The sequence below is a fragment of the uncultured Pseudokineococcus sp. genome (assembly GCF_947495735.1).
Lineage (GTDB): Bacteria > Actinomycetota > Actinomycetes > Actinomycetales > Quadrisphaeraceae > Pseudokineococcus.
Genome location: NZ_CANMAA010000005.1, coordinates 1 through 13,590, shown reverse-complemented (window position 1 = coordinate 13,590; position 13,590 = coordinate 1). Strand labels below are relative to the sequence as shown.

Genomic DNA, 13,590 nt, shown 5'->3' with positions numbered 1-13,590 from the left:
GCCGGCGCCGTCGCCGTGCCGCGGTGGTGGGGCGCCCGCAGGTGCCCGGCGGTGGGCGCTCCCCGGGGGGAGCGCCCACCGCGGTGGGTCGTGCCGGTGGACCCGTCGGTGCGGGGCCGCTCAGTAGTCGGCGAGGACGCCGGTCGCGATCTCCTGCATGCGCGCGGTGGCCTCCTCGACCGTGATCTGGTCGAGCATCGCCTGCGCCACGACGGGGAGGGTCTCGTTGGCGATGGGCGCGGTCCACGGGAAGGGCTCGGCGGCCGGCGCGTTGTCGATGGCGTCGATCGCCGCCGCGGCGTAGGGGGAGCTGTCCTCGCTCACCGCGCCGTCGCGCGCCGGGAAGGCGGCCGGGACGGCCTCCTCGGAGGCCTCCTGGGAGACCGACGTGGCGATGACCTCGAAGAGCACCTCGGGGTCGACGGCCGAGTTGGTCGGGATCGACCAGCCGTCGACCGACAGGGCGCTGTACTGGGCGCCGTCCTCGCCGACGGTGGGCGGCGGCGCGAAGCCGAAGTCGGCGGCGTACTGGGTGTTGGACTCCAGCGTCAGGTCGTTCATGCGGCCGGAGAACATGATCGCCATGGCGGCGTCGCCGTTGTACATCTGCTGCTGCACGCTCGGCTGGTCGAACGTCGTGACCTGCGGGTCCATGAACGGCACGAGGGACTTCAGCTCCTCCAGGGCCTGCGCGGCCTCGGGGGTGTCGAAGTTCGGCGTCATGGTCTCGGGGTCGACGTAGTCGACCCCGAGAGAGCCCAGCGCGGCGTCGTAGGCCGTGGCGAGGTCGCCGCTGGCCAGCAGCGGGAGCGCGAGGGGGTACTCGAACTGCCCAGACTCCTGCAGCGCGGCCGAGACCTCGCGCAGCTCGGCGAAGGTGGTCGGCGGCTCGAGCCCGAGCTCCTCGAAGGCGTCCTGGCGGTAGGCCATGACGAACATCTGGGCCTGCATGGGCACGGCGTACAGCTGCCCGTCGTAGGACATCGCCTCGAGCATGCCCTCGTTGAGGGCGCCGAGGTCGTACTCCTCGCCGTAGGTCTCCACCAGGTCGTCGAGCGGGAGCAGGGACCCCTCGGTGGCCAGCTGCGGGATGATGTAGCCGTAGGTCTCGAGGACGTCGTACGTGCCCACCTCCCCCGCCAGAGTCGCCGTCGTGCGCTGCGTCTGGCCGTCGAAGTCGATCGGCTCGTGGGCGACGGTGAGGTCCCCCTGCGTGCAGCTGGCGACCATCGTGTTCGTGAAGGGGTCGATCGCCGAGGAGTTGTAGGCGAGCACGTTGACGGTGGTCGGCTCGGCGACCTCCACCTCGCACGGCACCTCGGCCGCGGACGACGTCGCCGTGCGGGAGCCCGCGCCGCAGGCGGTCAGGCCCACGAGCACCAGGGCGGTCGAGGCGGCCGCGAGCGGCCCCCTCCGCAGCGAGGGGGGCGAGAGCCGGGGACCGGTGGCCGGTGTGCGCATGTGTGCTCCTGTCGACGGGACGTGCGGCCTCGGGGTGCCCCCGTGGGAGGCGTCGAGGATCGGCAGGCGCAGCAGGGTCTGGGGGCGCCGGTCCGGCCAACATAGGCGGGGCCCGGCGGAGGGGACAACACGGAGGGTGGCCGCAGACCACGCAGAGGCGGATCAGCGACGGCGTCCGCCGCGCGCCGTCACCCCGCTGCCCCGGCCGTGACCGCCCCGACCGCCGCGGTGACCAGTCCGGTGGACAGGGAGTAGCTGGCGGCGACGACCTCGACGGCGCCGCGCTCGTGCGCCGCCCCCAGGAGCGCCGAGCGCTGCAGCAGCTGCGCCGTCGCCCCGGCGTGGTGGTGGGTGACCTCGAGCGGGGTGCGCGCGCCGCGCCGGCGGGCGTCCCGGACGGCCGGCAGGAGGGCGTCGACCACCTCGCCCAGCGCGCCCGGGGGCCGCGGGGCGCCGTCGAGGACGGCCCCGGCCGCGGCGAGGGCGCCGCAGCCCTCGTGCCCGAGCACCACCACGAGGCCGACGCCGAGCTGGCCGACGGCGTACTCGAGGGACCCGAGCACGGTCGTGTCGAGCGCGTGCCCCGCGGTGCGGACGACGAAGAGGTCGCCCACGCCCTGGTCCAGGACGAGCTCGACGGGCACGCGGGAGTCCGAGCACCCGAGCACGGCCGCGACGGGGGCCTGGGAGCCCACGAACGCGGCGCGGCGCAGCGGCGAGCGGGACTCGTCGGCGCCGCTGCGGCCCTGCGCCCACCGGGCGTTGGCCCCGAGCAGGGCGAGCCACGCGCCAGGGCCCTCGTGGCCCGCGCCCGGCCCCGGGCCGGTGCCGGTGCCGGGGGTGGTGCCGGGGGCGGTGCGCGGGGCGGGGACCCCGGTCGGCGGGGTCTGGTGAGCGGGCACGGGGTTCTCCTCCGGAGCCGTCAGGGTCGCTGGGCTCGGGTCAGCCGAGGATGGCGCGGGTGGTGGCCAGCTGCTCCGTGAGGACGCCGCTGATCATGGTCTGGACGCTGTTGATCTCCTCGACGGCGCTGTTGATCTCCGCGAGGGACGCGGTCACGGCGTCGACGCGCTCCTGGATGCTCTGCACCCGCGTGTCGACGTCGTGGGTGGCCCGCTCGGTCTCCCCGGACAGGCCCTTGACCTCCCCGGCCACCACGGCGAAGCCCTTCCCGGCCTCACCGGCCCGGGCGGCCTCGATGGTCGCGTTGAGGGCGAGCAGCTTGGTCTGCGCCGCGATCGACTGGATGGCGGCGACGACCTCGTGGATCTCGGCGCTGGCCCGCCCCAGGGCGTCGACCTGCTCGTTGGCCTCCTGGGTGAGGGCGCCCGAGCGCGTGGCGACGTCGGTCGCGGAGACCACGCCGCGCTCCACCTCGCCGATGGAGGTGAGCAGCTCCTCGCCGGCCGTCCGCAGCTTCTGCTGGGCGGCGAAGCGCTCGAGGGCCTGCCCCACGAGGAAGGCGGTGTTGCGCAGGGCGCTCTCGCGGCCCGGGTACATGATCAGCTTGCGGGTGGCGAAGAAGTCCATGGTGCCGATGAGCCGGCCGCCGACCGTGATGGGCAGGCAGACACCGGACTTCACGCCGGCCCGCTGGGCGGCCGGTCGCCGCACGCAGTCGGTCAGCTCGCCGAGGTCCTCGACGAAGACGAGGTCGCCGCGGTCCCAGGCGCGACCGGACAGGCCCACGCCGCGGGCGAAGGAGGCCTCCAGCGTGACGCGGCGGAACTCGGCGCCGGCGTCGCCGGACTCCTGGGCGAAGCGCAGCACCTGGGCGTCCTCGTCCAGGCGCCAGAACGACCCGTACTGCCAGTCGAAGTCGCGGCGGATCGTCTCCAGCGCCACGCGCAGGGCCTCGACCTCGCTCGGCGCGGTCGTCAGCTCCCGGAGCACCGTGGAGACGGCCTCGACGTCCTGGGCGGCCTTCTCCTGGCGCACCGCCTCGTGCAGTCGCTCGAGCGCGCCGGAGACGAGGATGGCGACCGAGCGGAGCACGGCGAGGCGGCCCTCGGCGGGCGCCAGGCGCTCGGTGCTGAAGAAGTCCATCGTGCCGACCACCTGGCCGCGCTCGAGGACGGGGAAGCAGATGCCGCTGTGGACGCCCGCCCGGCCGGCGGCCCCGGCGCGCACGCAGTCCGTCAGCTCCGCCAGGTCGGCGACGAAGACGAGCTCGCGGCGGCGCCAGGCGCGGCCGGAGAGCCCGACGCCCTCGGCGAAGGAGGCCCCCCGGGTGACCTGGCGGAACTCGGCGCCGGCGTCCCCGCTCTCCTGGGAGAAGCGCAGGACCGCGTCCGCCCGGTCCAGCGTCCAGTACGAGGCGTAGGCCCAGCCGAAGCGCAGCCGCACCGCCTCGAGGGCGGCCTGGACGGCCTCGTGCGGCGTCGAGGCCTCGCCGACGGCGCGCACGACGTCGGTCAGGGCGGCGACGTCGGCCTGGTAGGTCTCCATCTCCTCGCGGAGGCGGGTCGTGGCGGTGCTGTCTCTGCTGAACACCGGGGCTCCTTCGTGTGGTGGCCCTCCTCCCGTCGGCGCCCGCGCCGTCGGGCTGACGCGCGGGGGCGAGACGCCGCCCTCCGGAGGGGCGGCGTCGCCCGGACGGGTTAGTCGAGCGTCGAAGATTTCCCCGCGGTGGGACGTCCCGCGGGCGCGGTGGGGACGGGCTCCCCGGTCCCGGGCCGCGCTAGCGTCGCCGCCCGTGAGCACCGGTGAGCAGGGGAGCCAGGGCGACGGGCTCGAGCTGCGGGACCTGCGCGAGGACGAGCACGAGCAGTGGGTCGCCCTGGGGCGGCGCGGGTTCCTCGAGCCCCGACGCGCCACCCCCGAGGCCACCGACGTCCGACGGCGGGCCCTCGCCGGCCACCGGCGCCGCGTCGCCGTCGCCGGGGGGCGGGTCGTCTCGACCTTCCGCTCCTACGGCCTGGACCTCCCGGTGCCCGCCGGCATCGGGGGCTCGGCAGCGGAGGGCTCGGCAGCGGTCGGCGCAGGAGCAGGACGCGCGGTGGCGGCCGACGCCATCAGCTCGGTCGTCGTCGCCCCCACGCACCGCCGTCGCGGCGTGCTGACCCGCCACATGACCCGCGACCTGCGCGAGGCCCGGGAGCGGGGCGACGCCCTCGCCGTCCTCATCGCCATGGAGGCGCCCATCTACGGGCGCTTCGGCTTCGGCGCCGCGACGGAGGCCTGCACCTGGACGCTGGACGCCCGCGCGGCCCGCTTCCGCACCGACCCGGTGCGCGAGGGGCGGGTCGAGCTCGAGCTCGTCGAGGACGGCGACCTCCTCGACGTCGCGCCCCCGCTCCACGACCGCCTCGCGGCGGCCTCGCCGGGGGCCACGCCGCGCGAGGGGCTGTGGTGGCGCACCGCCCTCGGCGTCGAGGACCTGGGGGACGGCGACGACGCGCTGGCCCAGCGGCCCGCCGTCGTGGCGCGCGACCGGGGCGGCGAGGTCGTCGGGGTGCTGCGCTACCGCGCCGCCGAGAGCTGGGACTCGCGCCGGTCCACGACCGGCGCCCGGGTCCTCGACCTGCTGGCGGACGGCCCGGACGCGACGACGGCGCTGTGGCGCTTCCTCGCCGAGCTCGACCTCGTCATCACCGCCACGGCGGGGGACCGCTCGCCGCACGAGCCGCTGCCGCACCTGCTCACGGACCAGCGGGCGGCCCAGCAGTCCGAGCGCAACGACTTCCACTGGGTGCGCCTGCTCGACGTCCCGGGAGCGCTCGCCGCCCGCCGCTACGCGACCAGCGGCGCGTGCGTCCTGGAGGTCGTCGACGACGCCGGGCTCGCCGGCGGCCGCTGGCGGCTCGAGGTCGGGGCGGACGGCGCCGGGCGCGCCGAGGCGACCGCGGCGGAGCCCGACGTCGTCCTGCCCGTGGCGGTGCTCGGCGCCGCCTACCTCGGGCAGGTGCCGCTGGCCCCGCACGTCGCCGCCGGCTCCGTGGACGAGCGCGTCCCGGGCGCGGCCCGCCGGCTCGGCGCGCTGCTGTGGGACCCCTCTCCCGCCGTGCTCGGGCGCACCTGGTTCTGACGGCGGGCGCACCACGCTCCCGGGTGCGCGCGCCGGGGCGCCCGGGAACACGTGCGCCGGGGCACTGGTTGGGCCCGGCATGAGCACCCGTGAGCTGACGCTGGCCGAGCACGACGAGACCGTCGCCGACGGCATCGTCCTCATCGACTTCTGGGCGGAGTGGTGCGGCCCGTGCCGCAGCTTCGCCCCGGTCTACGAGAAGGTCTCCCAGGCCAACGAGGACATCGCCTTCACCAAGGTCGACACCGAGGCGCAGCAGGAGCTGGCGGCCCGGTACGGCATCACCTCGATCCCGACGCTGGTCGCCTACCGCGACGGCATCCCCGTCTTCAGCCAGCCCGGCGCCCTGCCGCAGCCGGCGCTGGAGGACCTGATCGGGCAGCTGCGCGGCCTCGACATGGACGAGGTGCGCCAGCGCTACACCGAGGCCATGGCCCAGCACGAGGCCGAGCAGCACCAGGGCGCCGACCAGGCCCGCTGAGCCACCCAGCACCGCAGCACGGCCCAGCACCCAGGACGACCCAGCACCGACGCCGACGGCGCCGCCCCCCGTGGGGGACGGCGCCGTCGGCGTGTGCGCGGGAGAGCTGCCGGGAGGACCCGGCGCGGCGGATCAGGCGGGGGCCACGACCTCGAGCGCGGACGGCTCGACCTGGATGTAGGCGCCCTGGGACTCGAGCAGCGACAGGCCCTCGTCCTCGGCGAGGCCGATCTCCTCGGCGAAGCCGACCGGGGCCTCGACGACGACGCCCTCGAAGTCGAGCGTCTGGCCCTCGGTGATGTCGACCTCGGACTCGCCCTCGACGACGAAGCGCACGAAGGCGCGCTCGTCGGCGCTCGGGCCGACCCAGAAGCCCTTGTCGGTGACGACGGACTGGACGACGACGCCGTCGGCGGTCACGGGCTCGCCGACGACCCCGGTGAGCGAGCCGTCGGTGGCGCCGGTGACGAGGGGGAGCACGGCCACGCCGGACGCCGTGACGAGGACGTCGTCAGGGCCGGCCTGCGGCAGCGCGGGGGCCCCGGGGGCTCCCGTCGCCGACGGGGTCGCCGCGGGCGTCGTCGGCGCTGCCGGGGCGCTCGCGGTCGGCGACGGCGTCTCGAGGTCCTCCACGGTCTGGGGCGCGGTCGGCTCAGGCTCGGTCGCGGTCGGGGCGGGCGCCACGGCGGCGGTGTCCTCCTCGTCCTCGTCGTTGCCGCACTGCGAGAGCAGGAGCAGGAGCAGGGCGAGCGCGACCAGGGCGGCGATCAGGGGGATGAGCCAGCCGGGCAGGCCCTTCTTCGGGGGGTCGACGGGGTGCGACCCGTCAGGGCCGGGCTGGGCGGGGGTGGTGCTCATGAGGGGGCTCGTCTCGGTCGGGCGCACCGCGGGGGCGCGTCATCAGGTGTGGCCGGCGTCGGCGCGCCGACGGGCGGCTCCCGACGCGCGCGCTCTCGGCGCTGCCGTCGTCGGGGCCGCCCACCGCCGGGCCGGGGTGCGGAGGGGTGGGTCAGCCGCGCTCGACGTGCGTGCTGGCCTGCGCGTCGTCGCGGGTGCTCTTGCGGGGCCAGAACTTCGCGCCCACGACCCCGCCGAGGGCGGAGGCGATGATGGACAGGCCGAGGCCGAGGGCGGCCCAGGAGGCGCTGCTGCGGGCCGTGGCGATGGCCTCGTCGACCTGGACCGACGGCACGGCCGAGGTGACCTGGCCGAGGCTGAGGAAGTCCGTGGCCACGCGGCCGACGCTGCCGAGGAGCGCGCCCCCGCCGATCAGCGCGATGAGCAGGAAGACGACCAGGCCGAGGGCCCAGACGAGGATCCCGTGCAGGATCCCGGTGTCGATGCTCCTCCACCGCGCGGTGGCGGCGGCCGTCAGGCCGCCGAGGAAGAACGAGACGAGCGCGATGACGCTGGTCACGACGTCGGCGCTGGAGCCGGCCTCGGGGTCGCTCTGGCCGAGCGTGAGCCAGCCCGCGGCGAAGAAGATGATCTCGAGCAGCAGGAACGTGGCGATCGCCACGACGAGCCCGGCCCACACCGAGCCCCAGCGGACCTGGTCGCCGGTCGGGGCGGGCGTGACGACGTCGACGTCGACGTGGGGGGCGGGGGCCTGCGCCGGCTGCTCGCGCGGCGCCCGGGTGTCGGCGACGGGGTGGGAGCCGTCGGGCGTCGGTCCTGCGCCGGCCGCGCGTGCTGCGCCGGGCGTGCCGGGGTTCTGGTGCACCATGGGATCTCCTCGTGGCGAGTGGGGCGCCAGCGCTCCGTGGGAGCTCGAGGCCGGCGTCCGGGTCGTGGTCCGAGGGCGCGCTGTCGCGCGAGCTCCTGCGGGGGACGCCACCGGGTCCGGGGTGGTTTCCCCAAGGGGAGCAGGACCGGACCGCTCTCGCAAGCCGAGCCGCTCGGCTCAGTGCACCGCCACGTGCTCCTCGAGCTCCCCGAGCACCAGCAGCACCTGGAGGTGGCCGTCGGCCGGCGCGCCCTCGGGGAGGGCGACGACGTGCGTGGTGGCGACGCGGTCCGCGGTCCCGGCCCGCCCGGGGTGGGCGTCGTCGAGGTCGACGCGCACCCGCCCGGCGCCGCCCGTCCCCGCGCCGGGCTCCAGGACGACCCGCACGGGGTACGGGGGGCACGAGCTGCTGCCGAGGGCGGTGACGGCCAGGCCCTTCCGCGTGCGGCGCGCCCCGAGCCCGGACGGCGGCATCGCGGTGCGCGGCAGCCCCTTCCCGCGCGGCAGCCGGGCGCCCACCGAGCGCTCGGGCCCGGGGGCCGCTCCGCTCACAGGTCCCTCGGGGCTCGCTCCGCTCACAGGTCCCTCAGGGCTCGCTCCGCTCACAGGCGCGCCAGCTCGAGCAGGCGGGCGGTGGCCCGGCCGTCGTCGAGGGGGCACCAGCGCTGCACGAAGGCGGCGCGGCGCTCGGCCCAGGCGTCGGTGACCGCCGGCAGCGCGAGCAGGGCCTCCTCCAGCGCGTCCTGCGTGCGCAGCACCGGGCCGGGCGACTCCTCGTCGAGGTCGAGGTAGAAGCCGCGGAGCCGGTCGCGGTAGTGCTCCAGGTCGTAGGCGTAGAGCAGCACCGGCAGGGAGGTCGGCGCGACGTCGAACAGGGACGAGGAGTAGTCGGTGACGAAGGCGTCCGCCGCCAGGTAGAGCTCGGCGATGTCCGGGTGGTCCCCGACGTCCAGCACCCGCTCGTGCTCCACCCCGGGCGTGCGCCGCACGAAGTAGTGCAGGCGCATGAGCACGCGCCAGCCCTCGCCGAGGCGGTCGGCCAGCCGCGCGGCGTCCAGCCCCAGCGGGATCCCCGGCTCGGCGAGGTCCTCGTCGTCGCGCCACGTCGGGGCGTACAGGACGACCTTCTCGTCGGCGCCCAGCCCGAGCCGCTCGCGGACGGCGGCGCGGCGCTCGCCGGCGTCGGGGGCGTGCAGGACGTCGTTGCGCGGGTACCCCGTGTCGAGCACGGGGCCGGCGTAGCGGAAGGCCCGGCCCAGCAGCTCGCTCCCCGCGGCGCCGGGGCCGACGAGGCAGCTCCAGCGGTCCACCTCGGCCTGGAGGGCCGCCATCTCCTCGTCGGTGTACTTCGTGTGCGCGTCCCCGTGGATGCGCTTCAGCGGGGTCCCGTGCCACGTCTGCACGTAGGTGGTGCCGGGCGTGGGCGTCCAGTCCAGGGGCATGTGCGTGTTCGCGACGACCACGTCGGCGCGACGCAGGACGTCCTCGGCCTCGGGGGTGCCGATGCCGACCGTCGCGACGCCGTCGGGGAAGCCCGCGCGGTGCCGCTCGTCGAGCAGCCAGACGTGCTCCGCGCCGTCCCCGCGGGCCAGCAGCGCCTCGTGGACCGCGCGGGGGTTGTCGGCGTAGCGCCCGCCGAAGCTGTTGTAGACGACGCGCACGCGCCGGCCTCCTCTCGTCGCCGTGCGGCTCCGCCGGTCGTGCCCGGGAGCCGGTGGACGAGGGTAGTGGCGCGCGGCACCGGCCCCGGCTCGCGCCGCGGGCGTCCCGGCCGAGCAGCACGGCCGCGCCGGGAGGGCTCCGGCGTGCGGCTCCCGCTCGCGCGGAGCAGGGTGGGGCTCGGTCCGGACCCGGGCCGACGACGCCGCAGCGACGTCGCGCAGCACCCCAGCCCTGCTCCCGCTGGTGCGCGTCACCTCCGCCGCGGACCGCGCACCTTGTGGCTCCCGTCGCAGTACGGGGCGATCGAAGTGCGACCGCACCGGCACAGCGCCACCGTCTGGCGGCGCCGCTCCACGGGCTCGCCGTCCGTCCCGACGATCTCGACGTCACCGCGCACGAGCAGCGGCCCGTCGGGGCAGACGGTGATGGAGGCCCCCTCGGGGCCGGGCAGCGGGAGCACGTCGTCGGCAGCGTCCTGACCGACCGGATCGCCCTGGGGGCGGTTCGGGAAGACCACCGCCCGAGCCTGAGCCAGGGCGGGACGCACCGCGACCGGGAGAGCCGATGACGGCGACGAGCACCGCCACCAGCACCGCAGGACCGACCACCGACGCCGCGCGGCTCGCCGCGCCGGCACGACGCGCGCGGACGGCCCCGCTGCCGCGCCCCGTCGGCCTCCCGACCCCCCGGGGCCCCGTCTCCGCCGCCGTCGTCGACGTCCTGGCGAGCGGGAGCACGACGCCCGCCGACGCGCGCCGCACCACGGCCGCGGAGCTGGAGCGCCGCGCGCTCGGCGCCGACGAGGTGCTGCGCGACGAGGACCTCCAGCTGGCGCTGTGGACGCTGCAGGAGCTGTCCTTCCGCGGCTTCGGCGGCGCGGGCGACCGCTTCGAGTGGGACCTCGAGCTCGTCGGCGCGCGCCAGCTCCTGGAGGGGGCGCTCGAGGCGGCCCTGCGGCAGGTCGTCGACGTGCCGACCGGGGTCGCGCCGTCCGAGGTGCCCGAGGTCCTCTTCGCCATGACGGCCGACGACGGCGCGCCCGGGATGTCGGACCACCTCGCCCGCCGGGGGACCCTCGAGCAGTTCCGCGAGCTCGTGGTCCACCGCTCGATCTACCACCTCAAGGAGGCGGACCCCCACACCTGGGCCATCCCGCGCCTGGAGGGGTCGGTCAAGGCCGCCATGGTGGAGATCCAGGCGGACGAGTACGGCGGTGGACGGCCGGAGCGCATGCACGCCGCCCTCTTCGCGCGGACCATGCGCGCCCTCGGCCTCGACGACACCTACGGGCTCTACGTCGACGAGGTGCCCGCGACGACGCTGGTCGGGTCCACGGCGATGGCCCTCTTCGGGCTCAACCGGCGCCTCGTCGGCGCGGTGGTGGGCCACCTGGCGGCCATCGAGATGACGTCCTCGCTGCCGAGCCGCCGCTACGGCGCGGGGATGCGGCGCCTCGGCCTCGACCGCGACGCCACGTGGTTCTACGACGAGCACGTCGAGGCCGACGCCGTCCACGAGCAGATCGCCGCGCACGACCTGGCGGGCGGGTTCGCCCGCCAGCACCCCGACCGCACCTCCGAGGTGCTCCTCGGGGCCGCCGCCGGCCTGGCGCTCGACGAGCTCGTGGGAGGGCACCTGCGCTCGTCGTGGGAGGCGGGCCGCTCGTCGCTGCTCGGCGGGCGGGCCGTCGACGACCTCCTCGCGGCGGCCGCCGCCTGACCGCGGGGCCCCGCCGCGTCGTCGGCGCGCCCGGCGCCGGCGTCCGCACGTCTCAGACCCGCACGTCTCAGACCCGCACGTCTCAGACCCGCACGCACCACCCGCAGGGCCGCCTCGTCGGCCCCCGTCGAAGGAGGAGACCGTGAGCGGACCAGGGGAGAAGATCGCGAACGCCGTCCGCGGCGTCGCCCAGCGCGTCGGGGAGGCGACCGGCAAGCGCTCGGGCGCCGTCCAGCAGACCCTGACCGTCGGCCGTCCGGCCGACGAGGTCGCCGCCGTCTGGCGCGACCCGTCGGCGATGGCGCAGGTGCTCGGCGAGCTCGGCACCGTCGACGTCGTGGGCGACCGCTGGACGTGGCGGATCGCCCGCCCCGGCTCGGACGAGCCGACCGAGTGGCGGACGACCCTGTCCGACGGCGGCTCGCCGCGCACGCTGCGCTGGGCCGACCCCGAGGACGGCTCCGAGAGCGCCTCCGAGGTGGTCGTCGTCCTGCGCGAGGCCCCGCAGGACCTCGGCACCGAGCAGGTCGTGCGCCTCGACCTGCCCGTGCCCGGCCTCGCCGCCGGGGCGATGGCCCTGGCGCTCGGCTACCGGGCCCGTGCCCTGGTGATGACCGGCGAGGTGCCGACCATCACGCCGCAGCCGGCCGCGCGGAGCGCGGAGCGGTGACCGGCGCGCAGCGCACGGCCGCGGAGGGCACCCGCCCGCACCGCACGACCACCACGACCGCGAGGAGCTGACCATGCGCGCCCTGTGCTGGAACGGCGTCAACGACCTGGCGGTCGAGACCGTCGACGACCCGACGATCCTCAACCCCCACGACGTCATCCTGAAGATCGGCCTCACCGTGACGTGCGGCTCCGACCTGCACTTCATCGACGGCTACCTGCCCGGCATGCGCCCGGGGGACGTCTTCGGCCACGAGTTCATGGGCGAGGTCGTCGAGGTGGGCCGCGAGGTGACCCGCACGAAGGTCGGCGACCGCGTGACGGTACCGTCCTTCATCTCCTGCGGCCAGTGCTGGTACTGCCACCACGACATGCCGTCCCTGTGCGACACCACCAACCCGAACGCCGCGCTGCAGCAGCCCGCCCTCGGCTACCCCAGCGGCGGCATCTACGGGTACACCCACCTCTTCGGCGGCTACCAGGGCTCGCACGCCGAGTACCTGCGGGTGCCCTTCGCCGACGTCAACTGCTTCACCGTCCCCGACGGCGTCACCGACGTGCAGGGACTCTTCGTCTCCGACGCCCTGGCGACCGGCTACACCGGCGCGGTCTTCTGCGACGTCCAGCAGGGCGACACCGTGGCCGTCTTCGGCGCCGGCGGCGTCGGGCTCATGGCCGCAGCGAGCGCCCGCGCGCTGGGGGCTGGGCGGACGATCGTCGTCGACCGGCTCCCGGAGCGGCTGGACCTGGCCCGCGCGCAGGGCTCGGAGGTCCTCGACTACTCCTCGATCGACTCCGTGCAGGAGGCGCTCCGCGAGATGACGGGCGGGCGCGGTCCCGACTCGGTCATCGAGGCCGTCGGCATGGAGGGGCACGGCACCGGCGTCCAGCAGGTGGTGGACAAGGCGAAGCAGGCCGTGCGCGCGTCCACCGACCGGGCGACGGCGCTGCGCGAGGCCCTGCTCGCGTGCCGCAAGGGCGGGACCGTGTCCGTGCTCGGGGTGTACGGGCTCACCGACTCCTTCCCCATGGGCGTCGTCACGAACAAGGGCCTGACGATCCGCTCGGCCCAGCAGTTCGGGCAGGCCTACGTGCCGCGCATGTTCGAGCACATCCAGCGTGGCGAGATCGACCCGACGCCGCTGGCGACGCACACCATGCCGCTCGAGGACTCCGTCGAGGGCTACCGGATCTTCAAGGAGAAGGAGGACGGCTGCATCCGCAGCGTCTTCCGCCCGTGACCGGCGTGGCGCCCGCCGCCGCCGGCGGCGGGCGCCACGAGCGCCACGGGTGCCGGCTGCAGGAACTCGCCGGACCTGTCGTAGGAACGGCCAGCTGACCTGCGGCGCCTCGATGTCCAGCAGTGCCGTTGTCTCAGGGTCTCGTCGCGGTCCTTGGCCGGGCCACCTCGCTCTGCGCCGGTGCCTCGAGGCGAGCTCTGGGAGGGCGGGGAAGTGGTCGGGTCCACCGCTGCCGGTTGACGTGGCCGACAGAGCGTCACCCGCCTGCTCCGCGAGTCCAGCGAGGAAGCCGAGCGGTGACAAGGGGCAGGCGGTCATACCGCCGCCGGCGCCACCGAAGGCGTCCCGTACGACACCTGCGCGGGACGGACCGTCCGGACGGGTCTGCTGGGACGTCGCCCTCGAGCCAGTGCCTCGACGCGCCTGTGACCTGCGCCGTCGCCGGTAGGGGGTCGCCTGCTGGGACGCCCTTGGCGCAACCGACCGCCGGCGTCGGAGACGCCGTTGCCCGCCGAGGCACTTGGCGAGATTGAGTCCCGTGGCGTGGTGTAGGTGCGCGTGCTGCTCTGCGGGTTGAACTATGCCGTCTTCGCGGCGTTCAGGA

The 13,590-nt window shown here is 75.9% G+C and carries 13 protein-coding genes; 5 read left to right on the top strand and 8 right to left on the bottom strand.

The annotated features are described in order from the left end of the window. Nucleotides 1-120: 120 nt before the first annotated feature. The 3 genes from Q0848_RS08920 to Q0848_RS08910 form a co-directional block, all read right to left on the bottom strand. Nucleotides 121-1,461 carry an ABC transporter substrate-binding protein gene (locus Q0848_RS08920; RefSeq protein WP_299036753.1) on the bottom strand — a complete coding sequence of 447 codons (1,341 nt, stop codon included), beginning with the start codon at nucleotides 1,459-1,461 and terminating at the stop codon, nucleotides 121-123. A 188-nt stretch (nucleotides 1,462-1,649) separates the two neighbouring features. Next, nucleotides 1,650-2,363 carry a carbonic anhydrase gene (locus tag Q0848_RS08915; RefSeq protein ID WP_299036752.1) on the bottom strand — a complete coding sequence of 238 codons (714 nt, stop codon included), beginning with the start codon at nucleotides 2,361-2,363 and terminating at the stop codon, nucleotides 1,650-1,652. Nucleotides 2,364-2,403: 40 nt separating this feature from the next. Continuing rightward, nucleotides 2,404-3,954 (bottom strand): GAF domain-containing protein, encoded by a 1,551-nt coding sequence (locus tag Q0848_RS08910; RefSeq protein ID WP_299036751.1) that lies wholly within the window; start codon nucleotides 3,952-3,954, stop codon nucleotides 2,404-2,406. A gap of 202 nt (nucleotides 3,955-4,156) precedes the next feature. Between Q0848_RS08910 and Q0848_RS08905 the strand changes: the two genes are divergently transcribed. Together Q0848_RS08905 and trxA are read left to right on the top strand one after the other, a co-directional pair. Beyond that, a complete protein-coding gene (locus tag Q0848_RS08905; protein WP_299036750.1) occupies nucleotides 4,157-5,488 on the top strand; it encodes a GNAT family N-acetyltransferase in 1,332 nt (443 codons plus the stop codon). A gap of 79 nt (nucleotides 5,489-5,567) precedes the next feature. Further along, the gene (gene trxA / locus Q0848_RS08900) at nucleotides 5,568-5,969 is read left to right on the top strand and encodes a thioredoxin (RefSeq protein WP_299036749.1); all 402 of its coding nucleotides are present in this window, start codon (nucleotides 5,568-5,570) and stop codon (nucleotides 5,967-5,969) included. Nucleotides 5,970-6,101: 132 nt separating this feature from the next. Here the strand turns inward: trxA and Q0848_RS08895 are convergent, their stop codons facing one another. From Q0848_RS08895 to Q0848_RS08875, 5 genes are all read right to left on the bottom strand, one after another. Continuing rightward, nucleotides 6,102-6,827 (bottom strand): hypothetical protein, encoded by a 726-nt coding sequence (locus tag Q0848_RS08895; protein ID WP_299036748.1) that lies wholly within the window; start codon nucleotides 6,825-6,827, stop codon nucleotides 6,102-6,104. A 151-nt stretch (nucleotides 6,828-6,978) separates the two neighbouring features. After that, a complete protein-coding gene (locus Q0848_RS08890) occupies nucleotides 6,979-7,695 on the bottom strand; it encodes a hypothetical protein (RefSeq protein ID WP_299036747.1) in 717 nt (238 codons plus the stop codon). Nucleotides 7,696-7,872: 177 nt separating this feature from the next. Continuing rightward, nucleotides 7,873-8,247: a hypothetical protein gene (locus tag Q0848_RS08885; protein ID WP_299036746.1), complete on the bottom strand. Its 375-nt coding sequence runs from the start codon at nucleotides 8,245-8,247 to the stop codon at nucleotides 7,873-7,875. 50 nt (nucleotides 8,248-8,297) lie between these two features. Beyond that, complete coding sequence (locus Q0848_RS08880) at nucleotides 8,298-9,356, bottom strand: CDP-glycerol glycerophosphotransferase family protein (protein WP_299036745.1); 1,059 nt, start codon at nucleotides 9,354-9,356, stop codon at nucleotides 8,298-8,300. Between the two features lie 251 nt (nucleotides 9,357-9,607). After that, nucleotides 9,608-9,817: a CDGSH iron-sulfur domain-containing protein gene (locus Q0848_RS08875; protein ID WP_366146508.1), complete on the bottom strand. Its 210-nt coding sequence runs from the start codon at nucleotides 9,815-9,817 to the stop codon at nucleotides 9,608-9,610. A gap of 104 nt (nucleotides 9,818-9,921) precedes the next feature. Between Q0848_RS08875 and Q0848_RS08870 the strand changes: the two genes are divergently transcribed. From Q0848_RS08870 to Q0848_RS08860, 3 genes are all read left to right on the top strand, one after another. Then, on the top strand, nucleotides 9,922-11,076 hold the full coding sequence (locus Q0848_RS08870; RefSeq protein WP_299036743.1) for an iron-containing redox enzyme family protein: 1,155 nt from the start codon (nucleotides 9,922-9,924) through the stop codon (nucleotides 11,074-11,076). 142 nt (nucleotides 11,077-11,218) lie between these two features. Beyond that, on the top strand, nucleotides 11,219-11,746 hold the full coding sequence (locus Q0848_RS08865) for a hypothetical protein (protein ID WP_299036742.1): 528 nt from the start codon (nucleotides 11,219-11,221) through the stop codon (nucleotides 11,744-11,746). A gap of 73 nt (nucleotides 11,747-11,819) precedes the next feature. After that, nucleotides 11,820-12,986: a zinc-dependent alcohol dehydrogenase gene (locus Q0848_RS08860; protein ID WP_299036741.1), complete on the top strand. Its 1,167-nt coding sequence runs from the start codon at nucleotides 11,820-11,822 to the stop codon at nucleotides 12,984-12,986. The last annotated feature ends 604 nt before the right edge of the window (nucleotides 12,987-13,590 follow it).

Excerpts from the sequence above, each read along its gene's own strand:
- Q0848_RS08920 (WP_299036753.1), bottom strand. The coding sequence starts at position 1,461 with ATGCGCACACCGGCCACCGGTCCCCGGCTCTCGCCCCCCTCGCTGCGG.
- trxA (WP_299036749.1), top strand. The coding sequence starts at position 5,568 with ATGAGCACCCGTGAGCTGACGCTGGCCGAGCACGACGAGACCGTCGCC.
- Q0848_RS08895 (WP_299036748.1), bottom strand. The coding sequence starts at position 6,827 with ATGAGCACCACCCCCGCCCAGCCCGGCCCTGACGGGTCGCACCCCGTC.
- Q0848_RS08890 (WP_299036747.1), bottom strand. The coding sequence starts at position 7,695 with ATGGTGCACCAGAACCCCGGCACGCCCGGCGCAGCACGCGCGGCCGGC.
- Q0848_RS08870 (WP_299036743.1), top strand. The coding sequence starts at position 9,922 with ATGACGGCGACGAGCACCGCCACCAGCACCGCAGGACCGACCACCGAC.
- Q0848_RS08860 (WP_299036741.1), top strand. The coding sequence starts at position 11,820 with ATGCGCGCCCTGTGCTGGAACGGCGTCAACGACCTGGCGGTCGAGACC.